This is a genomic window from Thiohalocapsa halophila (assembly GCF_016583825.1).
Classification (GTDB): Bacteria; Pseudomonadota; Gammaproteobacteria; order Chromatiales; family Chromatiaceae; genus Thiohalocapsa; species Thiohalocapsa halophila.
The window spans coordinates 19,183-41,916 of record NZ_NRRV01000033.1 but is presented as its reverse complement, the minus strand read 5'-3'; the positions used below and the strand labels follow the sequence as shown (position 1 = coordinate 41,916).

Sequence of the window (22,734 nt, the reverse complement as noted above, 5' to 3'; positions counted from 1 at the left end):
CGCAGGTGCGCAGCTATGTTGCTGGTTAAGACCTGTGCCGTGCCGTGGCTCCGCGCATGGCGCCGAGGCAGGCCTGGCCGTGGTGCGACTGCCTGGCGGTACAGGCGAGCTTCCGATGGGGCAAGACGACACCCTGTTGCCTCCGGGGATGGCCACCGGGCCCGCGGCTCAATGCGCGCGGCGAAACAGATACACAAGGACGGCCAGCACGCCGGCGACGGCGATGCTGGCCACCCAGGGGTTCAGCGCCCGCAGCGCGGCGTCCACTCTGTGCAGGTGCTCGGTCAGGTAGAAGGTGCCGAGCCCCCAGACGCTGACCCAGAGCACGGCGCCGGCCACGTTGAAAACAGTGAACAGCCACCAGGGCATGGCCAGGGTGCCGGCGAGGATGCCGTTCAGCTGCCGGGGGCCGTCGAAGAACCGGGCCAGCAGAATGAAGCCGCCACCGAAGCGATCGAACAGGGCGGTGAGCTTTGCCTCGTGCGCTGCGTTGACGTGCAGTCTTCGCAGCAGCGGCCGCCCGCCGTGTCGGCCGATGACATATCCCAGGCTGTTGCCGAGCACGGCAGCGATGACGGCCAGTGTGAGCAGCAGCGTGAGGTTGAGCTTGCCGTGGGCCGCCTCCAGGGCGCCCGCCATCAGCAAGGTCTGCCCGGGTGCGGGCACCCCGAAGCCCTCCGCCGCAACCGCGCCGGCGACGCCGGCGTAGCCGTAGCGCTGCACCAGGGGCTGCATCCGGCGCACCGCGTCCTCCAGATCCTGGCCGATGTCCGCCGCGGTGATCTCCACCGCCTGTAGCGGGTCGCCCTGGGCCAAGGCCGCTGTCGCACCGAGCGCGAACAGCACCGTCAGTAAGCCAAGGCGGGCGCCAAAGAGCAGACGGCGGCGAAGCAGGCGTGGCGGGCCCATCGCCGGCCCTATCGAAGCGCTGCTGAGCACGAGGCGGGCCTCCACGGCCAGTGTGAGGGGTGATGGGAGTATACGCAGGCGTGCCTGCCACCGGCGGCGCAGGGCCGATTCCGTTGCCGTCACCCTTTCCTCACCACCTTGAGTTATAGTTACTGTCACCGCATTGAGAGCGCGCTATCCGGCAGCGCTCGCATGGGGCGTGCTGCGGGACGGCATTCAGGTTGCTTGTGAGTCGAGGTCGGCACCTGATTGGGTGTCCGACGAAGTTTTTCGACCCGACCAGGAGCCTTATCCCATGTCCAGACACCCTCTCTCTCCGACGCCATTTCCTGGGGTACGCGCCGCCCTGAGTGCCGCAGTCATCGCTGCCGTCACCGCCCTGCCCGCCGCAGCCGAGGAGGGCGCTGTCGCCGAGGCCAAGATCCACGACCGCGACGGCGACCTCGTCGGCAATGCCCTGCTGCATGAGACGCCGGCGGGTGTGCTGCTGCACGTGAACTTCGCCGGCCTGCCGCCGGGCGTGCATGGCTTTCATATCCACGAGACCGGCAAGTGCGAGCCGCCCTTCAAGTCCGCCGGCGGGCATCTGATGGCGCCCGACACCAGCCACGGCTATCTGACCGAGAACGGCCCGCATCTCGGGGACATGCCGAACATCCATGTGCCCAAGACCGGCGCCCTGCAGCTGGAGGTCATGACCGAAGTGGCCGAGATGGATGAGCAGTTGCTCGACGCCGACGGCGCCGCGCTGGTGCTCCACGCCAACGCCGACGACTATCGCTCCCAGCCATCGGGTGCCGCCGGGCCGCGCATCGCCTGCGGGGTGATCGAGGAGCAGGTGGAGTGATGCCGGCGATAGCGCGGTGACCGGCCGCCCGTGGGAGCGGCATCCTTGCCGCGACGCGCCGTTGCCAGCGCCCTGGAAGCCGTCGCGGCCAGAGGCCGCTCTCACAGCGACCCCGCGCCCGTGGGAGCGGCATCCTTGCCGCGACGGGCCGCTGCAACCGCCCTGGAAGCCGTCGCGGCCAGAGGCCGCTCCCACAGCGACCCCGCGCCCGTGGGAGCGGCATCCCTGCCGCGACGGGCCGCTGCAACCGCCCTGGAAGCCGTCGCGGCCAGAGGCCGCTCCCACAGCCACCCCGCGCCCGCGGGAGCGGCATCCCTGCCGCGACGGGCCGCTGCAACCGCCCTGGAAGCCGTCGCGGCCAGAGGCCGCTCCCACAGCGACCCCGCGCCCGTGGGAGCGGCATCCCTGCCGCGACGGGCCACTGCCACCGTCCTGGAAGTCCTCGCGGCCAGAGGCCGCTCCCACAGCGAGCCCGCGGATGTGGGAGCGGCATCCCTGCCGCGACGGGCCGCTGTCACCGCTCTGGAAGTCGTCGCGACCAGAGGCCGCTCCCACGGCGACCCCGTGCCTGTGGGAGCGGCATCCCTGCCGCGACGCGCCGCCGCCACCGCCCTTGAAGTCATCGCGGCCAGAGGCCGCTCCCACCGCAACTCCGCGCTCGTGGGAGCGGCATCCTTGCCGCGACGCGCCGCTGCCACCGCTCTGGAAGTCGTCGCGGCCAGAGGCCGCTCCCACAGCGACTCCGCGCCCGTGGGAGCGGCATCCTTGCCGCGACGCGCCGCTGCCGGCGCCCTGGAAGTCGTCGCGGCCAGAGGCCGCTCCCACAGCGACTCCGCGCCCGTGGGAGCGGCATCCTTGCCGCGACGGGCCGCTGTCACCGCTCTGGAAGTCGTCGCGGCCAGAGGCCGCTCCCACGGCGACGCCGTGCCTGTGGGAGCGGCATCCTTGCCGCGACGGGCCGCTGTCACCGCTCTGGAAGTCGTCGCGGCCAGAGGCCGCTCCCACAGCGACCCCGCGCCTGTGGGAGCGGCATCCTTGCCGCGACGCGCCGTTGCCAGCGCCCTGGAAGTCGTCGCGGCCAGAGGCCGCTCCCACGGCGACGCCGTGCCCGTGGGAGCGGCATCCTTGCCGCGACACGGCTGTCAGCAGCGATCAAGCCGCTCACGCCGCCGGGGCAGCTCCACCGCCGCTAGGGGCAAATGAACCGACTGTGGCAGGCGAGTCCATGAGGCTCGCCCAGGCTGCGGTCGCCCTGGTCTGGCGGCGCATCTCAGGCCTCGGGGCCGTCAACAGCAATCAGGTTCTCGACCCGCGCCACGCCGTCGATGGCGGCGGCCAGCTCGGCCGCCTCGCGCTTATCGGCCGCCGTCGGCACCTGTCCCGACAGCGTAACGACACCGTCCCGGGTGGTGACATCGACCCGCGCCGCGTCCAGCGTGCGGTCGAAGCGCAACGATGCCGCAACGCGCGCCGTCAGCCAGGCATCCGACACTTGCTCCGCCGCCGAGGTCATCACCTCCCGAGCCTCGTCGGCAACCGTCGCGTCCGGGTCCACCGTCAGTTGGCTCTCCACCGCGGCGACCCCTTCGGTGCGCCGGGCGATCCGCTCGGCCAGCGCCTTGTCCTCCGCCGAGCGGACGTCGCCGGAGAGGATGACCGTGTCACCGCTGGTGGTCACGTCCACCAGCAGCCCGTAGACGGGCTCGCGCCACAATAGCTGCAGCTTGACCCGCGCGCTGGTATTGGCCTCGGTCACGCTGCGGTAGAAGGGGTTCACGGTCCGCTCTGTCTGGCCCGGCGGCGCGACCTGCAGGCGGTCCACCACCTTGTCGACGCCGCTCAGATCACGCGCCAGCAGTACCGCCAAATCGCGCGCCACAGGCGTGTCCACGATGCCGCTCAAGGTCACGGTGTCGCCGTCGACACCGACGTCGATATCGAAGGGGTTCAAGTGCTCGTTGAGGCTGTAGGTGGTCAAGAGCCGCGCCTCGGTCCACAGCTCGGAGCCGGGCGGCGCCTCGACGCCGGTGTGCTCCGGCTGTGCGTCGCCCACCGCCGTCACGGGCTCCGGCACGCCGGGCGGGTCGCTCTCCAGGTCCTGGGCGATTGCGACACCCCCGGCCGCGAGCAGCAGACCGCCGAGGGCCGCCGCCAGCCCGGGCCCGACGGCCCGGCGGCTGGCTCGCCAAGTGAAGCGGGGAAGCAATGGTGATCGGACGCGCGATGGCGTATGCATCATGAGGGGTCTCCGTTGGTCGCGACGGCCTGCGCACAACCGGGCAGCCGTCGGGACCGGAGAGTCCGCGCCGAATCCGCCCCCGGGGCAAGCCGTCGTTGTAGGGCGCGTTCGCATGCCGTATCGGATGCCGCGTTTCCATCCCGGAAGCAAGCAACCGCTGCGCCAGCCCGAGCGTGACAAGAATGCTCCGGTCGGGCTGAGGCACGAGGCCCGACACCGCGCTACCGGCAACCTGCTGATTGTCGGGCCTCCTGATGTCGGCCCGACCTACGCCGAAGCACTCCCACGACGCACGCGGGGCAGCCGTAAGCAATACTTGCCCAATCTCACCGGTCCCTGAGCATTGGCTCGCCGTGGACAGGCGTGATGGCGTGCGCGAGCGCCGCCCCGGGACTGGTCCACGACTTGCTGTATCTATGCCGGAACCTCCGGCCGACGCGGTGGCGGCACGCCGGAGCGCGCGACCCGGCAGCGCGATCCCGCGGGGGCTGGCGTCGGGCAGCACGCCGGCGTCGCCGCCGAGCCCGGCCCATCTGTTGAGCGACGGACATGAACGACTGGCACTGGCACTACCACGACTACCAACCCGAGCAGGAGCGCCTGCGCGAGGCCCTCTGCACCCTCGGCAACGGCTACTTCGCCACCCGCGGCGCCGCCCCGGAGGCCGAGGCCAACGAGCACCACTATCCCGGCACCTACCTCGCCGGCGGCTACGACCGCGCCCGCAGCGACGTGCACGGGCGCACGGTGGAGAACGAGGACCTGGTGAACCTCCCCAACTGGCTGCCGCTGCGCCTGACCTTCGACGACGGCACCGAGTTTTCGCTCGACACCGTCGACATCCTGGACTACCACCAGGGGCTCGACATGCGCCGCGGCGTGCTGGAGCGCGAGGTCCGCTTCCGCGATGACAGCGCACGCACCACCAGGCTTCGCCAGCGCCGGCTGGTGCACATGTCGGAGCATCACCTGGCGGCGCTCGAGACCGAGATCACGGCGGAAGACTGGTCGGGGACCGTCACCGTCGAAAGCGCCCTGGACGGCAGCGTCACCAACTCGGGCGTCGAGCGCTACCAGGGGCTGGAAGGACAGCACCTGGAGCTCATGGCCACCGAGCCCGTCGGCGAGGACGGCATCTGGCTGAAGGTCCGCACCCGCCAGTCGCGCCTGGAGATCGCGCTGGCCGCGCGCACCCGGCTGTACCGCAACGACGAGGCCCTGGCCGGCGAGCCGAGCCTAGAGCAGGCCGACGAGCGCATCGGCCAGACCTTCACGCTGCAGCTCGACGCCGGCCAGCCCATAGCCGTCGAAAAGGTGGTCGCCCTCTACACCTCCCGCGATGCCGCCATCAGCGAATGCGGGCTGGCGGCCCGCAACGCCATCGCCGACGCGCCCCGCTTCGCAGCGCTGCTCGCCGGCAGCGCGCTCCTCTGGCAGCAGCTCTGGCAGCGCTTCGACCTGGAGCTGGAGCTGGCCGACGACCACGACCACCGCACCGCGGCCATCCTGCACCTGCATCTGTTCCATCTGCTGGTGACGGCGGGGCCCCAGGTCATGGACCTGGACGCCGGCGTGCCCGCCCGCGGCCTGCACGGCGAGGCCTACCGCGGGCACATCTTCTGGGACGAGCTGTTCATCTTCCCGACCCTGAACCTGCGCCTGCCGGAGATCACCCGCTCGCTGCTCATGTACCGCTGGCGGCGCCTGCCCGCCGCCCGGGCCGCGGCGCGGGAAGCCGGCTACCGCGGCGCCATGTATCCCTGGCAGTCCGGCAGCAACGGCCGGGAAGAGAGCCAGCAGCTGCACCTGAACCCGCGCTCCGGGCACTGGACACCGGACGAGACGCACCTACAGCGCCACGTCAACGCGGCCATCGCCTACAACATCTGGCAGTACTACCAAACCAGCGGCGACACCGAGTTCCTGTCCTTCTTCGGCGCCGAGATGCTGCTGGAGATCGCCCGCTTCTGGGCCAGCAAGGCGCAGCTCAACCAGACCCTCGGCCGCTACGAGATCAACGGCGTCGTCGGCCCGGATGAGTTCCACACCCGCTACCCAGACCGCGAGGAGCCCGGCCTCGACAACCACGCCTACACCACGGTGATGGCCGTCTGGGTGCTCTGCCGGGCGCTGTCCCTGCCCGAGCACCTGCCGCGGGAGCGCTGGGACGAGCTGGTGGCCCAGCTGGACATCACCCCGGACGAGCTCGACCACTGGGACACGGTCAGCCGCAAGCTGCGGGTATGCTTCCACGGCGACGGCATCATCAGCCAGTTCGAGGGCTTCGAGCAGCTCCAAGAGCTGGACTGGGACGGCTACCGCGAGCAATACGGCGACATCCAGCGCCTGGACCGCATTCTGGAGGCCGAGGGCGACTCCCCGAACCGCTACCAGGCCACCAAGCAGGCGGACGTGCTGATGCTCTTCTATCTGCTCTCCGCCGAGGTGGTGGAGCAGCTGTTCGAGCGCCTGGGCTACGACTTCGACCCGGACATGATCCCCCGCAACGTCGACTACTACGGCGCACGCACCAGCCACGGCTCGACGCTGAGCCGCGTCGTCGACGCCTGGGTGCTGGCGCGCTCGGACCGCCCGCGCTCCTGGCGGCTGTTCAGCCAGGCCGTCGAGAGCGATGTCGCGGACATCCAGGGCGGCACCACCTCAGAGGGCATCCACCTCGGCGCCATGGCCGGCACTGTGGACCTGATGCAGCGCTGCTACACCGGCATCGAAGTCCGCGACGAGCAGCTCGTGCTGAACCCGCAGCTCCCGGACGAGCTGACCAGCCTGCGCATTCGCCTGCGCTACCGCGGCCAGACGCTCGCGCTGCACATCACCCACGAACAGATGCAGATCCGCGCCGTCTCGGCACACCTGGGCGCCATCCGTCTGCGCATCGACGACCGCAGCGTCACCATGCAGCCCGGCGACTCCCAGGTCGTGCCCATCAAAGAGATGCCCGTCGCCGTCCATGGCCCTTGAGCGCAACCACAATCGGCTGCTCGGTAGGGTGGACAAGCGAAGACTACAAACAGCGGAAGAAAGGCGGCTGAGCCATGCCCCTGACGAGAGATTTCAATGAGACGATCAAGGCCCGGGCACAAGCGGACCCGGCGTTTCGTATCGCTCTGCTCGAAGAAGCCCTCGATGCGTTCCTGAACAACGACCTGGAGACCGGCAAGCTGCTCCTGCGCGACTATGTGAACGCGACCGTCGGCTTCGAGGCGCTGGGGGCGGAGCTGCACAAGAGCCCCAAGAGCCTGATGCGCATGCTGAGCGACGAGGGCAATCCGCGCGCCGACAATCTCTTCGCCGTGGTCTCTCACCTAAAGGCCCACGAGGGGGTCTCTTTCAGCGTGCACTCCTCGACCAGCCCGCAGTAAGGCCGGTCGCTGCGCGGAGCGCGCCCGAGCTACCAGAGAACGCGTCCCAGCCCCCGGTTGGCGGCAGCGTCCGACGGCCCCTGCGGCCCGGCGACTCCCAGGTCGTGCCCATCAAGGAGATCCCCGTCGCCGCACAGGGGCCTTGAGCACCAGCAAAACCGGCAGCTTTGCTCCCAGCGCTGTAGGAGCCCGCTTGCGGGCGACCTCGCTGCGCTCGCGGCTGCAGAAGATCGCCCGCAAGCGGGCTCCCACCTCACAGCGATTGCGGTCAGCGGCAATCGGTTTGGGAATTGCCGCACTGTTGCACTAGGTCCACAAGGCCGTCAGGTCGAGTGTGATCTCCGCAAAGGGCGGCGCCTGTATCCGCGCATCGTCCTTGAAAGTCCCAAGCAGCAGCCACTGGCTGTCCTGCCGTTGCAGGACTTCGAGGGTGCGCAGATCCGGATCCAGCAGCCAGCACCAGGCCACCGCCTGGGCCGCATAAAGCGGCAGCTTGTCGCCGCGGTCGATCCTCGCGGTGGCGGGCGAGAGCACCTCGCACACCCAGTCCGGGACGGTGTCGAAATAGGCCGTCTCAGGCAGGCCCGGCAGACGCTCTCGGCGCCAGCCGGCCAGGGCCGGCACCAAGATGTGCGACCCCAGATGCAGCTCCGGCTCATCGAGGATCCACCAGCCGCCGGGGCCACCGCGTCCCATCTGAAACGGACCAGCCAGCTCGACACCGAGCGACGAGCTGGCAAGCAGATGTTTGGGCGCCGGACGCGGGTGGGTCACCAAGGTGCCGTGAAGGATCTCGCCGACCATATGCTCCGGCAGGTCCAGGATGTCCTGATAGGTCGCCAGGCGCCCTGCGGGTTGGCTCATGGGGTCACCTCGATGTCCGGATTATTCCGCTGTGGGAAGCGCTGCGCCCCGCCGATGACCATTCTTCAACTGTTTCGGCATCTGAGCTGTTTCCCCTACATGCGGAGCAGACGATGCCGGGCAAGAGGAGCAGGCACAGGGCGTAGGGTGGACAAGCGAAGCGCAGTCCACCCCGGAACCGGACGGCAACGGCTGAACCGCCCTCCCCTCGACGGCGATGCGCCTCGCATCAATGCTCTCCGTGGCGCGCCACGAACAGCCGCAGAGCGCTCGACACATCACCACAGCGGTGATTCTTGCTCGTTGTCGCCGTAGACCTACGGCCCATCGATGCATTGGGCGCGTCATGAAGCCGCACCTTCATGCACTTCCCGCAACGCCCGATTGAAGAAGTGCCGGGTCGCTTTCTCCCGGGCGTCCGGGTCGGTCATGACGATGTTGCGCATCTCGTTGTCTTTCTGAAACATCTGGATCGCGCCCTGGAAGAACGCCTGGGCGAAGGCGCCGTAGACGACGTCCGGCGGGTTGTTGCGCAGCATCGCGGTCATGTCGTCGCTGAGCAGGTCGCGGTTGACACGCTCGAAGCGCAGCATGTCCTCCTCGCTGAAGTCGGTGCCGTGGCGGTCGTTGAACGCCCGCACGATCTCCGAGAGCTCCTTTTGCTCGTCCTCGGTGTAGGGCTTGGCGCCGAATTCCGTGATGGCGTAGAGCGCGGCGGTCTCGCCGACGCCGAGTGAGGCGCTGCCCTCCTCCTGCTTCTCGGTCTTGAACGCCTGCAGCTTGAGCATGTCGTCGGTGATCTCGATGTCCGGCGGCACCTCGCGGTTGGGCAGCAGGCGCACGAGCCAGGCGCCGTAGCTGTAGAGCTTCTCCAGGCCGGTGTCCTCCAGGGCCATGACCTGGGCGATGAAGCTGTAGAAGCGCATGTAGCTCTTCAGCAGCTGGCGGAATTCCTCCTGCCGGCCTTCGTCGTCATCGGCCTCGAAGCGCTGAACGGCTGCACGGACCAGCCCTTCGAGCCGGGCGCGGTCGGTTACGCCGAGCTTGCCTTGGTAGAAGGTCTGCGCGAAGCGCTCGATCTCGGCGCGGTCCAGATAACCGAACTTGAACAGACGACCTTCCAGGTCGTAGACCAGGTTCGGGTCGGAGTTGGCCTCCAGGGCCGTGACCTCGTAGTAGGGCCGGAAGGCGTCCTGGATCTCCTCGATGGTGTTGCGGAAGTCCAGGATGTCGGTCGCGTCCTTGCCCGGCCCCACCGTGGCACTGTAGGTGCGGTTGAGCCGCGAGAGGGTCTGGACCGCCTGCAGGCCGGCGAGCTTGCGGTCCACGTACATGGCGCAGAGCTTGGGCTGGTCGAAGCCGGTCTGGTACTTCTCGGCGACGATCAGCAGCTGATAGGTCTCCGGATACGGGGTGCCGTCCTTCTTGAAGCCGTCGAAGCGCCCGCGCAGCTCGGTTTCCGAGAAGCCGTTCAGGGCGGCTTCGGTGAAGGTCTCGCCGTTGTGGGTCAGCTCGCCGGAGAAGGCGACCAGGGCCTTGAGGTCGCTGTAGCCCTGCTGCTTGAGGTAATCGCGAATACCGAAGTAGTAGCGCAGCGCGTGCTCGCGGCTGCTGGTGACGATCATCGCCTTGGCCTGGCCGTTCAACATCGGTTGCACATGGCGGCGGAAGTGCTCGACGATGATCTCGGCCTTCTGGCTGATGGCGGTCTCGTGCAGGTTGGCGTAGCGGGCGACGCGCTGCTGGCCCTTGCGCGAGCTGAGCCGGGGGTCGTCCTCGATGGCCTTCTCCAGCTGGTAGTAGGCGCTGTAGGTGCTGTAGTGCTGCAGCACGTCGAGGATGAAGCCCTCCTCGATGGCCTGGCGCATGGAGTAGAGGTGAAACGGGTGCGGCAGCCCGTCCTCGCCCTGGGTACCGAAGCGCTCCAGGGTGACGTTGCGCGGCGTCGCGGTGAAGGCGAAGAAGCTGATGTTGGGCTGCGGGCCGCGGCTCTTCTGATAGGCGGCGATCAGGTCCTCGATCTCGTCACTGGAGCCGGCCTCGCGGGTCAGCGCATCGGTCATCGCCTGTGCCGACTTACCTGATTGGCTGCTGTGGGCCTCATCGACGATCACCGCGAAGGTGCGCCCGCCCTGCCCGGACAGGGCCTTGAGGTGGTCGGTGGAGAACTTCTGGATGGTGGTGATGATGATCCGCGCGCCCTTGGCGATCGCCTCCTTGAGCTGCCGGGAGGTGCCGTCGATCTTCTTCACCACGCCCTGAGTCTGCTCGAACTGCGCAACGGTGTCCTGCAGCTGGCGATCGAGGATCACCCGGTCGGTGACGATGACGACGGTGTTGAAGACCGGCTCGTCGTCGGCGTTGTGCAGGTTGATCGCGTGATGGGCGAGCCAGCCAATGGTGTTGGACTTGCCGGAGCCGGCCGAGTGCTGGATCAGGTAGTTGTGACCGGGGCCGAAGGCTTGGGCATGGGCGCTCAGCTTGCGCACCGCATCCAGCTGCTGGAAGCGCGGGAAGATCAGCGTCTCCTGCTTGCCGCTGGCCTCCAGCAGCATGAAGCGGCCGATCACATCGAGCAGGACCTCGCGCGAGAAGACGGCCTTGCCCCCCACACCGGCATCGGTACCGGAGCGGTACAGGTAGGCGACACGAAACTCGCCGTCGATGTCCGGGTTGCCGGCCCCGCCGTCTCGCCCCCGGTTGAACGGCAGGAAGTGGGTCTTGCCGTTCGCCAGCCGGGTGGTCATCGAGCAGTTGTCTTCGTCGAAGGCGAAGTGCACCAGGGCACCGCGCTTGAAGGTCAGCAGCGGCTCGCCGGCCGGCGAGCGGTCTTCGCGGTACTGCTTTTCGGCATGCTTGAAGGTGGTGCCGGTGAGCAGGTTCTTGGCCTCCAGGGTTGCCACGGGCAGGCCGTTGACAAACAGGACGATGTCGATGCGGTTGTCATGCCCCTTGCCTTCTCGGCAGCTGTAGGCGACTTCTTTCATCACCGACAGGATGTTGGCCTCGTACTCGGCGACGCGTTTGGGCTCAAGGCTGCTGGCCGGCTGGAAGTAGTACAGCGCAAACTGGATGCCGGGGACGATCTTGATCCCCTGGCGCAGCACGTCGAGCAGGCCCCGATCCTTTAGCGCCTTGGCGAGCTGGGTGAAGAAGGTGTCCTCGGCCGAGGCGCTGTAGTGGGCCTCGAGCTTGGCCCAGGCGTCGGGCTGGGTCTGCTGGACGAATTCCAGCACCAGGGCCTTATCCATGGCCAGGCTCCGGTCATAGTCGCTCGCCGGATTCCGCTGCCGGTAGCCCTCGCCGGCCACGAGCTGGGCTATCAGGTGGTCCTGCAGAACCTGTTCCCGTTGGATTCCGGCTGTGTAGGGCGAGCTCATTGCGTGTCAGTCGAGTCCTTCGACGTCCTCATAGACCAGCCCGATCGGCAGAGCCAGGCGGAGGCAGTCGAGTGTCAGCTCGCCATCGGTCACCACATCCGGCGACCACTCGCGCGAGCGCCGATGATGCCAGACCTCGCGCCGCGTCTGACTCACCAGCAGGTAGTCCTGCGGGCTCGCCAGGGTCGTATAGGCCAGGAACTTCTCGCGCCGCTCGATCCGCTCGGTGGTCTCCGACAGGACCTCGACGAGCACGCAGGGCTTGGTGCGCAAGTAGGTCTGGCGATCATCCGGATCGCAGCCCAGCAGCAGATCAGGGTAGTAGAAGATGTTTTGGCCCGCGATCTGAAGATGCACCTTCATATCGTTGGCAAAGAGCTGACATCCGCGCCCGCGCAACAGCGGACGCAAGGCGGCGACGAGGTTGGAGACGATCATGCCGTGCCGATCGCTCGCGCCGGTCATCGCATAGAGCTGACCGTCGATGTACTCATGGCGCACCTCGCCCTTTTCCTCGCCGGCGAGGTAGTCTTCGACGCTGACTTGCCGTGAAGCATCTGTCGCATGCATGGTGGCGCTCCTCCGTCAGAGGCGAAAATTCGCGAACCGGTAGCACCCACCGGCGATGCGCTGGGCGATCACGTGGTCCTGGACCACCGGTTCAGTGTGGATGGCGGCCGCTGGCCTCCCTGTCATGTGCTCATCTCCTCTTCGATCTGATCCAGACGGCGGTCGGTGCTGCCGCGACGACTCCAGGCCGTCACGTCGATCTGGCCGGTGACGGCGGCGGTAATGAGGGCGGAGCGGAATTCGCGGAGTAAATCTGCTGCCTGCGAATTTTTGCGCAGCAGTTCATTTTCTTTCTGAAACTTTCTCTCAAGATCCACAAGAATGGCATCCTGGGTTGCTAGCGGAGGGATTGGCAGCGACATATCGAGAAATAGGTCTGGATAGAGGCGTAAACGTGAACTATGAATTCCCTTACTTCGCCTAGTTGCTTCCGCAATAAATGGCTTTGATCGCGCAATCAAATCGACAAAAGCAGGTCTCAACTGGTTCGAGACAAACCGATAAACTCCATATGATGGACTAATCAGCCCGTAGTGGCTGCTAACACCCATTGCCCCCATCCATGCCCACATCGTATTTATGACCAGATCGCCCTCAGAAACTAGCTTGTACCCCTGGTTTGTCTCGGCAAGAAACATATTGACGTCTTTTTCAGCGCGTTTTGTCACGCCAGTTATATGAGATACTGTAAGAAGCTCTTCCTCACCGGTCACGCTTCTCTTTTGAGTTTCACGGAGGCAGAATTTCGCACGTTTTTCCTCCCAGTCTGGCGGTAAATCGGGAAGCCAAGTCCCATCATCATGACGACCACCAATAACAACTGATGCAATTATAGCTCTTTGCCGCTCGGAGACGATCTCTGCCAAACGTATACGCTTGAATACCAACTGCTCGATGCGTGCGGTCTCGCGGTCGAGAAAATCGGCGATGGTTTTTTGGGTTTCGAGATCAGGCAAAGCAATCCATGCATTCAGCGTAGCGTCTACATCTATGCTATCAACAGTCGCACCAATTTGAGTCCATTCGAGTAATAGATTTTTAGCCTGGCCGCTGACCCAGAAAGCGAAGAATCGAGGGTCAAGTGTTCCCCTAAACCCTAAAGCCTTCATGTCCTGATTGAGAGCCACGGGCACTAAATTAATAGCCACTGGAAGAGAATGCCTCAGGATCCCAGATCTAACTACCATCAATACCCTACCGGGAGAAACTAAGGACGTTGTACTGCTTGAAACAGCCTCTTCCGTAATAAAATCCTCTGCGTGGTCGATGTAGCGGCGCTTCATATCCTTGGGTGAAACCCAAGGAATCGTACCCTGAGTCCAGTAGTCCGCCCGGTCCTTGCTCGGGGTGCCGCCGCCTACGAAGAAAGAGAGGTGGTGCTTCACCTTGCTGCGGCACCAATCTGATGGCGACAGCCGTAGTCTATGTTCGGCAAGATTCACGCCGCCACCTCCTTCAACAACCGTGCAATCTCCGCCTCCAGCGCCTTCATCTCCGCATCGATCTCCTCCAGCGGCCGCGGCGGGACGTACTGTTAGAAGTAGCGGTTGAAGTTGATCTCGTAGCCAACGCAGCCGACCTCTCCGTCGCGGGCATCGCGCATGCGGTCATCGACCCGGGCATCAGGCACAACTTGCATGCACTCGCGCGCCATGGCCTGCCGCGCATTCTCGCCGACGTTGGTGGCTTTGTTCTGGAGCGAATTGGTCATGACCCTCTCGATCACATCGCGGTTGCGTTGCTCCGCTATAGCAGCACAGAGTAGCGTCTGCACCGGCTTCTGGTCCCTTTTGGCCCAATGAATCTACCGCCCCATCTCGATCAGCTCGAGGTCCTTCTTGAGCAAGTCGTTCACGAGCGCCGACAGGTCCATATCCTTGGCACTGGCGATGGCGGCCAGTCTTGCTTGGACGTCCGCCTCAAGGTGGATGGGCAGCCTGAGCTGTGCGTCGGGGCGATAGAACTTGCCGCGGGCACCACCCGAGAAGTCGATCTCACTGGGCATATCATCATGATCGGAGGTCGGGTTCATGTCATCACCTCATCTGGTAACGTCGCGGAGCAGCGCCGCAATCTCCGCCTCCAGCGCCTTCATCTCCGCATCGATCTCCTCCAGGGGTCGCGGCGGGACATACTTGTAGAAGTAGCGGTTGAAGTTGATCTCGTAGCCGACCCGGCCGACCTCGCCGTCGCGGGCATCGCGCACGCTCTCGTCCACCCAGGCGTCGGGCACGAAGGGGGTCACCTCACGGGCCAGGTACTCCCGCCAGTCCTCACCGAGCGGGACCAGCTCCTGGTCGCGCAGCTCCGGATCGGGCTCCGGGTTGCCCTGCTTGTCGGTGCAGGTGTCGGCGGCCTCGTCGCGCTCCGACAGTGACGACAGGATCGCCTTCTTGAGCGGCGCCGAGAGCTTGATGTCTTTGTCCTTCAGGGGGCGGAGCGCCTTGTTCAGGGCCTGCTCGAAGCTGTCTCGGTTGCGGTAGAGCGCCTCGCCGATGGTCTTCAGCGCGCCGATGATTGCCTCGCGCTCATCTGGATCGAGCTTCTTGAACGCCTTCTCGTCCGCGAGCCGAGCCAGGCGCTCGTCGCTGACCTGGAAGTTGAGCTTGAGCGGGCGCTCGACCCGGATCTCGCGGTAGCCGAAGTCGGTGGTCCGGAAGATCTTGGAGACATCGGACTCACCGCTCTCACCGTTCACGAAATCGGCATAGAGACGAACGATCTCGGCGCGGGCGGCGTCGGGGATCTCGCGGCGCTTGGAGCCGAGGGATTTGCGCATCGAGCGCCAGAAGTGCTCGCCGGAGGCGTCGATGAGCTGCACCTTGCCGGCGCGGGTCTCGGGCTTGCGGTTGTTGAGCAGCCAAACATAGGTCTGGATGCCGGTGTTGTAGAAGAGATCCGTCGGCAGCGCGACGATGGCCTCAACCCAGTCGTTCTCCAGCATCCAGCGGCGGATCTCGCTCTCGCCGGAGCCGGCCCCGCCGGTGAAGAGCGGCGAGCCGTTCATGACGATGCCGATGCGCGAGCCGGTCTCGTCGTCGCGCATCTTCGAAATCATATGCTGCAGGAACAGCAACTGCCCGTCCGAGACCCTGGGCGTGCCGGCGCCGAAGCGGCCGTGGAAGCCGAGCTGGGCGGCCTCGTCCTTGATCGGCTCCTGGTACTTCTTCCAGTCCACGCCATAGGGCGGATTGGACAGCATGTAGTGGAAGCGCTTGCCCTTGTGGGCGTCCTGGGTGAGGGTATTGCCGAAGGCGATCTGCTCCGGGTCGTGCCCGGTCACCAGCATGTCGGACTTGCAGATGGCGAAGGATTCCGGGTTCAGCTCCTGGCCGAATAGCTCGACGCGGATGTTGGGGTTGAACTCGGTCAGCGCCTCTTCGGTCAACGCCAGCATGCCGCCGGTGCCACAGGCGGGGTCGTAGACCTGGCGGATGATGCCGCGGCCCGACAGCTTGGCATCGTCGTTGGCGATGAGCAGATCGACGATCAGTCGAATGACCTCGCGCGGCGTGAAGTGCTCACCGGCGGTCTCGTTGGAGATTTCGGAGAAGCGGCGGATCAGCTCCTCGAACAGGTAGCCCATTTCCAGGTTGGAGACGGTGCTCGGGTGCAGGTCGATCTCGGTGAAGCGCTCGAACACCGGCCACAGCAGGCCGCCCTCGTTCAGGCGCTTGAGCTGGTCGGTGAACAGGAACTTGTCGAGGAAGATGTCGCGGACGTTGCCCGAGAACTTGGTGATGTAGTCCACCAGGTTGGCGTGCAGCTGGGCGGGGTCCTGGCCCTTGAGGCTCGCGAAGGTGAAGCGCGAGAGGTTGTAGACCTTGACGTTGTTGCCGACGTCGCTGAACAGGATCATGTCCCGCGTGGTGTCGTCGATGTCGTCGGGCAGGGTCTCGGCGGTCTTGAGCACGGCCGCTTTGCTCGGCTCCAGCAGGCAGTCGAGGCGGCGCAGCACCACGAAGGGCAGGATGACCTTGCCGTATTCGGACTGCTTGAAGTCGCCGCGCAGGATCTCGGCGATGGACCAGATGAAGCCGCTCTTGGTCTGGATGGTGCTGTTGGTGCTCTGGCCGTCGGCCATGCGGGGGCTCCTTGTGCTCCGTGTCGTGCTTGGTCGGCGTTGTGCTCAGGGCATGCCCGCTTCGTCGGATGGCGCTGACCGCCGCTGGACCTGTGCGGCAGGTCGGTCCCTGCCCTCGCCGGCAGGATAATCGCCGCCGCCGATCCGCGGTGGGCGGCCAGAAGCGCGCATGGCATGCGCCTCGTACAGGGCGGTCTGAGGATAGCAAGCCAGGGTGCGTTGCTGGGAGCCGATGATCGTTCTGCCTTTCAGCGGCCTGGAACATCGACGCCTCGGATCTCCGGGCATCCATCGACGTTGGAATGGCGCCTGTGCAGCGCGCCGGTGGACGGGCCGAGGCGGTGCAGTGCAACCAGCGGCGGGTGCAAATCCCCCACGGTGGTGGGGAGAGCGTGCATCGATCGGGCGTCGGCGGACGGTTGCGTGATGGGTCGCACTCCGTCGTGTCGGGCCTCCTGGCGTCGGCGCCGACCTACGGGCTGCGGGGGCGGCCGGCGTAGGTCGGCGCTGAGCGGCAGCGAAGCCCGACATCGGCGTTGCGCCTGCTGCCTTGTCGGGCCTCCTGGCGTCGGCGCCGACCTACGGGCTGCGAGGGCGTTCGGCGTGGGTCGGCGCTGAGTGGTAGCGAAGCCCGACATCGGCCTGGCGCCTGCTGCCGTGTCGGGCCTCCTGGCGTCGGCGCCGACCTACGGGCTGCGGCGGGGTTCGGCGTAGGTCGGTGCTGAGCGGCAGCGAAGCCCGACATCGGCCTTGCGCCTGCCGCGGTGTCGGGCCTCCTGGCGTCGGCGCCGACCTACGGGCTGCGGCGGGGCTCGGCGTAGGTCGGCGCTGAGCGGCAGCGAAGCCCGACATCGGCCTTGCGCGTGCCGTCGTGTCGGGCCTCCTGGCGTCGGCGCCGACCTACGGGCTGCGGGGGCGTTCGGCGTAGGTCGGCGCTGAGCGGGAGCGAAGCCCGACATCGGCCTTGCGCCTGCTGCCTTGTCGGGCCTCCTGGCGTCGGCGCCGACCTACGGGCTGCGGGGGCGTCCGGCGTAGGTCGGCGCTGAGTGGTAGCGAAGCCCGACATCGGCCTTGCGCGTGCCGCGGTGTCGGGCCTCCTGGCGTCGGCGCCGACCTACGGGCTGGGGTGGCGTCCGGCGTAGGTCGGCGCTGAGCGGGAGCGAAGCCCGACATCGGCCTTGCGCCTGCTGCCGTGTCGGGCCTCCTGGCGTCGGCGCCGACCTACGGGCCGGGGTGGTGCTCGGCGTAGGTCGGCGCTGAGCGGGAGCGAAGCCCGACATCGCGCCTCTGCCCGCCGCCGCGGGCGGCGCCGGACGGTGGCGGCTGTCCGGCAGGCGTCGCCACCGGCGGCGTCGGGCGAGCCAGACTTACGGCAATGGCAATGTATTGGCGCGTTCTTTGCTCGTAGGTTGACCGGCGCTCGGTGAACGGAGGTTGGTGAAAGGTGGTCGTGCGCGCAGTCGGCATGTCGGCGCGGGAGCGGCATCGTTGCCGCGATGCGTGGCTGGCGATGCTCTGGAAGACTTCGCGGCCAGAGGCCGCTCCCACAGCGCGCTTGCGAGCGTGGGAGCGGCATCCTTGCCGCGATGGGTGGCTGGCGGCGCTCTGGAAGTCTTCGCGGCCGGAGGCCGCTCCCACAGTGCGCTTGCGAGCGTGGGAGCGGCATGCTTGCCGCGACGGGCGGCTGCCTTTGCTCTGGAAGACTTCGCGGCCGGAGGCCGCTCCCACGGGGTTGCCGGTATGAGTCCGCCGCTGGATACATCATCGGCCAAGGCGGGGCGTGTGATCTCGGTGCGGGGCAGCGTGGTGGATGTGGCCTTTCCGCCGCCGCTGCCGCTGCGCAATCAGGCGCTGCGCACGGGGGCCGATGATGAGATCGTGCTGGAGGTGCACAGCCTGCTGGACCGCGAGCGGGTGCGCTGCATCGCGCTGACCCCCACCCGCGGTCTCGCCCGCGGTATGGCGGTGCGCGACACCGGCGGACCGCTGCAGGTGCCGGTGGGGGAGCCGCTGCTGGGGCGGGTGCTGAACGTCTTCGGCGAGACCATCGACCGCGGCGGGGCGCTGACGGACGGCGACGGCGGGGACATCGCCCATTGGCCCATCCATCGCGCGCCGCTGCCGCTGGACGAGCGGGTCACCCGCACCGAGATCTTCACCACCGGCATCAAGGCCCTGGACCTGCTCGCCCCGCTGGAGGCCGGCGGCAAGGCGGGGCTCTTCGGCGGCGCCGGCGTCGGCAAGACGGTGCTGATTACCGAGCTGATCCACAACATGGTGGGCCACTATCAGGGCATCAGCCTGTTCTGCGGCATCGGCGAGCGCTCCCGCGAGGCGGAGGAGCTCTACCGCGACATGCGCGACGCCGAGGTGTTGGACCACACGGTGATGGTGTTCGGACAGATGAACGAGCCGCCGGGGGCGCGCTTTCGCGTCGGGCACGCGGCGCTCAGCATCGCCGAGTGGTTCCGCGATCAGGCCCACCGCAATGTGCTGCTGCTCATCGACAACATCTTCCGCTATGTGCAGTCCGGCACCGAGGTGTCCGGGCTCATGGGCCGCATCCCCTCGCGGGTGGGCTACCAGCCGACGCTGGCCACGGAGTTGGCGGAGCTGGAGGAGCGCATCTGCAACTCCGAGAGCGCCGCCATCACCTCGGTGCAGGCGGTCTATGTGCCGGCGGACGACCTCACCGACCCCGCCGCCGCGCACATCTTCGGGCATCTGTCGGCGTCCATCGTGCTGTCGAGGAAGCGCGCCAGCCAGGGCCTGTATCCCGCCGTGGACCCATTGCAGTCCGAGTCCAAGATGCTCACCCCTGCCATCGTCGGCGACCGCCACTACCGCGTCGCCCAGGACGTGCGCGCCACGCTGGCGGAGTACGAGGAGCTCAAGGACATCATCGCCATGCTCGGCGAGGAGGAGCTCTCGCGCGCCGACCGGGCCACCGTGAGCAAGGCGCGCCGGCTGGAGCGCTTCCTCACCCAGCCCTTCTTCACCACCGAGCACTTCACTGGCCAGCCGGGGCAGTTGGTGGAGCTGGAGCAGACCCTCGACGGCTGCGAGCGCATCCTGGCGGGGGAATTCGCCGATGTGGACGAGCAGGAGCTATACATGAAGGGGCCGCTCGATGAGTGAGCCCGCGCGCAGCGCCGACGGCGAGCGGACCCTGCGGCTGCGGGTCTTTCTGCCCACCGAGACCCTGGTGGACACGCGCGTGGTCAAGGTGATCGCCGAGGCCGAGGACGGCGCCTTCTGCCTGCTGCCGCGGCATGCGGACTGGGTGGCGGCGCTGGTGCCGGGCATCCTGCTGTACACCGACCCGGACGGCACCGAGCACCTGTGCGCCGTGGACACGGGCACCCTGGTGAAGGCCGGCGACGAGGTGCGCGTCGCCTGCTTCAACGCGGTGCCGGGGGCGGATCTCGCGACCCTGCGCCAGACCGTGGAGGACGCCTTCCGCAGCCTGGACGAGCACGAGCGCGAGACCCGCAGCGCCCTGGCGCGGCTGGAGGCCGGCACCCTCAGGCGCTTCATGGAGTGGGAGGCGGAGCACTAATGGCAGCGAAAGACGACAACGGGCGGCGCGACGAGCCGCAGGCGAGCCCGCCGGATGAGCGCCGTGACGAGACGCCGGCGCAAGCCTCGGACCATTCGCAGCGCCGGGCGCACCCGCACCGCCCGCCGGAGCAGCGCTTCCGCGACACCGTCGGCCGCAAGGCAGAGCGCAAGCAGCGCGCCCGCGCCGATGAGGACCGCAGCATCTTCTTCTGGCTCGGCATGTTCGGCATGGTGGGCTGGGCGGTGGCGATTCCGACCCTGGCCGGCGTCGCCCTGGGGCTGTGGCTGGACCGCACCTGGCCGGCGGCCGAGGCGTCCTGGACCCTGACCTTCCTGCTGCTGGGGGTGGCGCTGGGCGTGCTGAACGCCTGGTACTGGGTCAAGCGCGAGAGCGGGGAGTAATGATGGACCACGGCGCCCAGAACGCCGCACAGGTGGCACCCATGCTGATCACCATCGGCGCCATCTTCATCGCCGGGCTGCTGGCGGACCTGCTCGGCCGCCACACCCCGCTGCCGCGGGTGACCCTGCTGCTGCTGGCGGGCGTGCTGGTGGGGCCATCGGTCATGGACCTGCTGCCGCCCTTCACCGAGCGCTGGTTCCCGGTGCTGACGAACATCGCGCTGGCCATGGTCGGCTTTCTCATCGGCGGGCAGCTGACACCGAACGCGCTGCGCAAGCTCGGCCGCCGCGTGCTGGTGCTGTCCGCGAGCAAGGTGCTGCTGGCGAGCCTGTTCGTCGGCATCGGGCTGCTGCTCGCCGGCGCCGGGCTGCAGGCGGCGCTGCTGCTCGCCGGCATCGCCCCGGCCACGGCCCCGGCCGCCACCTATGACGTGGTGCACGAGTCCGGCGCCGAGGGCGAGTTCACGCAGACCCTGCTCGGCCTGGTGGCCATCGACGACGCCTGGGGCATCATGCTGTTCACCGTGCTGTTCAGCATCGCACAGGCGCTCGCCGGCGACGGCGGCGAGGCCGGCGAGCTGCTCGGTGCGCTCTGGGAGCTGACCGGCGCCATCGCCCTCGGCGCCGTGCTGGGCCTGCCCATGGCCTGGCTCACCGGCCGCGTGCGCGAAGGCGAGCCCACCCAGGCGGAGGCGCTGGGCTTCGTGATGCTCTGCTCCGGCATCGCGCTTTGGCTGGAGGTGTCTTACCTGCTCGCCTGCGTCACCCTCGGCGCCGTGGTGGCGAGCCGCGCGAAGCACCACAGCCGGCCGTTTCGGGCCATCGAGGGCATCGAGTGGCCGTATTTGATCCTGTTCTTCCTGCTCGCCGGCGCCGCGCTGGAGCTTGCGTCGCTGCAGGCAGTGGGGCTCATCGGCGCCGTCTACATCCTGCTGCGCAGCGCCGGGCTCTACGCCGGTGCCCAGCTGGGCGGGCGCCTGGGCGGCGCACCGCCGCGGATCTACCACTGGATCGGCTTCGCGGTGCTGCCCCAGGCGGGGGTCGCACTGGGCCTGGCGCTGGTGGCGGCGCAGAGCTTTCCGGCGCTGGAGAGCCTGATCCTGCCGACGGTGTTCGGCTCCACGGTGATCTTCGAGCTGCTGGGGCCGGTGGCCACCCGCTTTGCGCTGCGCCGCGCCGGGGAGGTGCCGGGATGAGCGGCGACAGCCTGATCACGGCGGCATTGGTGGTCGCGGCCTTCGGCGCCGGCGCTGGGCTCGGCTGGTTGTTCTATGCCGGGCTCTATCGCACGGTGCAGGCGCTGGGCCGCGCGCGTCATCCGGCGCTTCTGATCGGCGGCAGCCTGCTGCTGCGTATGCTTGTGCTGCTGGCAGGGTTCTGGGTGCTGCTGATGGCCGGCGAGCGGTGGACCGGGGACGGCTGGACGACCCTGGTGCCGGGCCTGCTCGGGGTCTTCGCCGTGCGGGCGCTGCTGCTGCGCCGCTATGGGCGGCCCGGCGACAGACCCGAAGGAAAAGCCGAGAGCAATGGCGCAGGCGGCCCGCCGGGCGAGGATAAAACAGAGAGGCAATCGCGATGACCATCAGCCCCGATCAGATCCTGCTGTGGCAATGGGGCCCGCTGCACATCAACGCGACCCTGGCCTACACCTGGCTCGTCATGCTGCTGCTGACTGGGGGCTCATGGCTCATCACCCGCAGGCTCCGCACCGGGCCGGACATCTCGCGCTGGCAGAACCTGCTGGAAGTGCTGGTGACCGGGCTGAAGGATCAGATCCGCGACGTGAGCCGCCAGGACCCGGGGCAGTATCTGCCCTTCGTCGGCACCCTGTTCATCTTCATTGCCACCGCCAATCTGTTGTCCTTGGTGCCCGGATACATGCCGCCGACGGGATCGCTCTCCACCACCACGGCGCTGGCGCTGTGCGTGCTCACCGCGGTGCCGCTCTACGGCGTGCTGCACCGCGGCCCCATCGGCTATCTGCGCCGTTATGTGCAGCCCACACCGCTAATGCTGCCGTTCAATCTCATCGGCGAGCTCTCGCGCACCGTCGCGCTGGCCGTGCGCCTGTACGGCAACATCATGAGCGGCACCGTCATCGTCGGCATCCTGATCAGCCTGACCCCCTTCCTGTTCCCCATCGTCATGCAGCTCCTGGGGCTGCTCACCGGCATGATTCAGGCATACATCTTTGCGGTGTTGGCGATGGTGTATATCGCCTCCGCGAGCTCGGCGCAGAAGGGTGAGCCATGAGCCGGGATCGAGCTCGCGATGCGGACGGACTGCGGGATCGTGCGCAGTGCGTAGTGCGCGGTGCGGGGCGAAGCCGAGTGCCTGGTGCGAGGCGTATCCGATGTGCGGTGCGGCGTGCGCGGGTCGGGGCATGGCAAGCGCGCAGTGCGGGGCCGCAGTCGAGTGCGCAGTGCGTTGTGCGCGTTGGGCGCAGAGCGAGTGCCGGATGCGAAATGCTTGGTGGCATACCGCACAGCGCACCG

Annotated in this window: 18 protein-coding genes; 9 read left to right on the top strand and 9 right to left on the bottom strand. The window is 67.5% G+C overall.

Annotated features, from left to right (window positions below; translation table 11 throughout):
* Window positions 1-168: 168 nt before the first annotated feature.
* Window positions 169-909: a DedA family protein gene (locus tag CKO31_RS14330; protein WP_200238710.1), complete on the bottom strand. Its 741-nt coding sequence runs from the start codon at window positions 907-909 to the stop codon at window positions 169-171.
* Between the two features lie 295 nt (window positions 910-1,204).
* Between CKO31_RS14330 and CKO31_RS14325 the strand changes: the two genes are divergently transcribed.
* Window positions 1,205-1,756 carry a superoxide dismutase family protein gene (locus CKO31_RS14325; protein ID WP_200238708.1) on the top strand — a complete coding sequence of 184 codons (552 nt, stop codon included), beginning with the start codon at window positions 1,205-1,207 and terminating at the stop codon, window positions 1,754-1,756.
* A gap of 1,270 nt (window positions 1,757-3,026) precedes the next feature.
* Here the strand turns inward: CKO31_RS14325 and CKO31_RS14320 are convergent.
* Window positions 3,027-3,995, bottom strand: a complete 969-nt coding sequence (locus tag CKO31_RS14320) for a BON domain-containing protein (protein ID WP_200238705.1) — start codon at window positions 3,993-3,995, stop codon at window positions 3,027-3,029.
* A 549-nt stretch (window positions 3,996-4,544) separates the two neighbouring features.
* On the opposite strand from CKO31_RS14320, the gene CKO31_RS14315 reads away from it, so the two are divergent.
* On the top strand, window positions 4,545-6,977 hold the full coding sequence (locus CKO31_RS14315) for a glycoside hydrolase family 65 protein (protein ID WP_200238703.1): 2,433 nt from the start codon (window positions 4,545-4,547) through the stop codon (window positions 6,975-6,977).
* 74 nt (window positions 6,978-7,051) lie between these two features.
* Window positions 7,052-7,378, top strand: a complete 327-nt coding sequence (locus tag CKO31_RS14310; RefSeq protein WP_200238700.1) for a helix-turn-helix domain-containing transcriptional regulator — start codon at window positions 7,052-7,054, stop codon at window positions 7,376-7,378.
* Window positions 7,379-7,684: 306 nt separating this feature from the next.
* On the opposite strand, the gene CKO31_RS14305 is transcribed toward CKO31_RS14310, so the two are convergent.
* From CKO31_RS14305 to CKO31_RS14275, 7 genes are all read right to left on the bottom strand, one after another.
* Window positions 7,685-8,242, bottom strand: a complete 558-nt coding sequence (locus CKO31_RS14305; RefSeq protein WP_200238697.1) for a Uma2 family endonuclease — start codon at window positions 8,240-8,242, stop codon at window positions 7,685-7,687.
* A gap of 344 nt (window positions 8,243-8,586) precedes the next feature.
* Complete coding sequence (locus CKO31_RS14300) at window positions 8,587-11,493, bottom strand: type I restriction endonuclease subunit R (protein WP_200238694.1); 2,907 nt, start codon at window positions 11,491-11,493, stop codon at window positions 8,587-8,589.
* 135 nt (window positions 11,494-11,628) lie between these two features.
* A complete protein-coding gene (locus CKO31_RS14295) occupies window positions 11,629-12,192 on the bottom strand; it encodes a Uma2 family endonuclease (protein ID WP_200238692.1) in 564 nt (187 codons plus the stop codon).
* A 122-nt stretch (window positions 12,193-12,314) separates the two neighbouring features.
* A complete protein-coding gene (locus CKO31_RS14290) occupies window positions 12,315-13,634 on the bottom strand; it encodes a restriction endonuclease subunit S (RefSeq protein ID WP_200238689.1) in 1,320 nt (439 codons plus the stop codon).
* Between the two features lie 92 nt (window positions 13,635-13,726).
* The gene (locus CKO31_RS14285) at window positions 13,727-13,903 is read right to left on the bottom strand and encodes a hypothetical protein (protein ID WP_200238686.1); all 177 of its coding nucleotides are present in this window, start codon (window positions 13,901-13,903) and stop codon (window positions 13,727-13,729) included.
* Window positions 13,904-13,996: 93 nt separating this feature from the next.
* Window positions 13,997-14,224 carry a hypothetical protein gene (locus tag CKO31_RS14280; protein ID WP_200238683.1) on the bottom strand — a complete coding sequence of 76 codons (228 nt, stop codon included), beginning with the start codon at window positions 14,222-14,224 and terminating at the stop codon, window positions 13,997-13,999.
* A gap of 9 nt (window positions 14,225-14,233) precedes the next feature.
* Window positions 14,234-16,276: a type I restriction-modification system subunit M gene (locus tag CKO31_RS14275; protein ID WP_200238681.1), complete on the bottom strand. Its 2,043-nt coding sequence runs from the start codon at window positions 16,274-16,276 to the stop codon at window positions 14,234-14,236.
* A 1,740-nt stretch (window positions 16,277-18,016) separates the two neighbouring features.
* On the opposite strand from CKO31_RS14275, the gene atpD reads away from it, so the two are divergent.
* Genes atpD through CKO31_RS14245 form a run of 6 tightly spaced genes read left to right on the top strand, consistent with a single transcriptional unit; the run spans window position 18,017 to window position 22,492 of the window.
* Window positions 18,017-19,414: a F0F1 ATP synthase subunit beta gene (atpD, locus tag CKO31_RS14270; RefSeq protein WP_200238679.1), complete on the top strand. Its 1,398-nt coding sequence runs from the start codon at window positions 18,017-18,019 to the stop codon at window positions 19,412-19,414.
* Entirely contained in the window at window positions 19,407-19,835 is a 429-nt protein-coding gene (locus tag CKO31_RS14265) for a F0F1 ATP synthase subunit epsilon (protein WP_200238677.1), read from the top strand. Before atpD ends, CKO31_RS14265 begins: the two co-directional genes overlap by 8 nt.
* Window positions 19,835-20,239, top strand: a complete 405-nt coding sequence (locus tag CKO31_RS14260) for an AtpZ/AtpI family protein (protein ID WP_200238675.1) — start codon at window positions 19,835-19,837, stop codon at window positions 20,237-20,239. The genes CKO31_RS14265 and CKO31_RS14260 overlap by 1 nt, the downstream gene beginning before the upstream one ends.
* The gene (locus CKO31_RS14255) at window positions 20,239-21,435 is read left to right on the top strand and encodes a cation:proton antiporter (protein WP_200238673.1); all 1,197 of its coding nucleotides are present in this window, start codon (window positions 20,239-20,241) and stop codon (window positions 21,433-21,435) included. Before CKO31_RS14260 ends, CKO31_RS14255 begins: the two co-directional genes overlap by 1 nt.
* Window positions 21,432-21,818 (top strand): N-ATPase subunit AtpR, encoded by a 387-nt coding sequence (locus CKO31_RS14250; RefSeq protein WP_200238671.1) that lies wholly within the window; start codon window positions 21,432-21,434, stop codon window positions 21,816-21,818. Before CKO31_RS14255 ends, CKO31_RS14250 begins: the two co-directional genes overlap by 4 nt.
* Window positions 21,815-22,492 carry a F0F1 ATP synthase subunit A gene (locus CKO31_RS14245; protein WP_200238669.1) on the top strand — a complete coding sequence of 226 codons (678 nt, stop codon included), beginning with the start codon at window positions 21,815-21,817 and terminating at the stop codon, window positions 22,490-22,492. Before CKO31_RS14250 ends, CKO31_RS14245 begins: the two co-directional genes overlap by 4 nt.
* Window positions 22,493-22,734 lie beyond the last annotated feature (242 nt).

Coding starts and splice junctions, on each gene's coding strand:
- CKO31_RS14325 (WP_200238708.1), top strand. CDS start 1,205: ATGTCCAGACACCCTCTCTCTCCGACGCCATTTCCTGGGGTACGCGCC.
- CKO31_RS14320 (WP_200238705.1), bottom strand. CDS start 3,995: ATGATGCATACGCCATCGCGCGTCCGATCACCATTGCTTCCCCGCTTC.
- atpD (WP_200238679.1), top strand. CDS start 18,017: ATGAGTCCGCCGCTGGATACATCATCGGCCAAGGCGGGGCGTGTGATC.
- CKO31_RS14295 (WP_200238692.1), bottom strand. CDS start 12,192: ATGCATGCGACAGATGCTTCACGGCAAGTCAGCGTCGAAGACTACCTC.
- CKO31_RS14305 (WP_200238697.1), bottom strand. CDS start 8,242: ATGAGCCAACCCGCAGGGCGCCTGGCGACCTATCAGGACATCCTGGAC.
- CKO31_RS14255 (WP_200238673.1), top strand. CDS start 20,239: ATGATGGACCACGGCGCCCAGAACGCCGCACAGGTGGCACCCATGCTG.
- CKO31_RS14285 (WP_200238686.1), bottom strand. CDS start 13,903: ATGACCAATTCGCTCCAGAACAAAGCCACCAACGTCGGCGAGAATGCG.
- CKO31_RS14260 (WP_200238675.1), top strand. CDS start 19,835: ATGGCAGCGAAAGACGACAACGGGCGGCGCGACGAGCCGCAGGCGAGC.
- CKO31_RS14310 (WP_200238700.1), top strand. CDS start 7,052: ATGCCCCTGACGAGAGATTTCAATGAGACGATCAAGGCCCGGGCACAA.
- CKO31_RS14275 (WP_200238681.1), bottom strand. CDS start 16,276: ATGGCCGACGGCCAGAGCACCAACAGCACCATCCAGACCAAGAGCGGC.
- CKO31_RS14300 (WP_200238694.1), bottom strand. CDS start 11,493: ATGGATAAGGCCCTGGTGCTGGAATTCGTCCAGCAGACCCAGCCCGAC.
- CKO31_RS14250 (WP_200238671.1), top strand. CDS start 21,432: ATGAGCGGCGACAGCCTGATCACGGCGGCATTGGTGGTCGCGGCCTTC.
- CKO31_RS14280 (WP_200238683.1), bottom strand. CDS start 14,224: ATGAACCCGACCTCCGATCATGATGATATGCCCAGTGAGATCGACTTC.
- CKO31_RS14330 (WP_200238710.1), bottom strand. CDS start 909: ATGGGCCCGCCACGCCTGCTTCGCCGCCGTCTGCTCTTTGGCGCCCGC.
- CKO31_RS14245 (WP_200238669.1), top strand. CDS start 21,815: ATGACCATCAGCCCCGATCAGATCCTGCTGTGGCAATGGGGCCCGCTG.
- CKO31_RS14315 (WP_200238703.1), top strand. CDS start 4,545: ATGAACGACTGGCACTGGCACTACCACGACTACCAACCCGAGCAGGAG.
- CKO31_RS14265 (WP_200238677.1), top strand. CDS start 19,407: ATGAGTGAGCCCGCGCGCAGCGCCGACGGCGAGCGGACCCTGCGGCTG.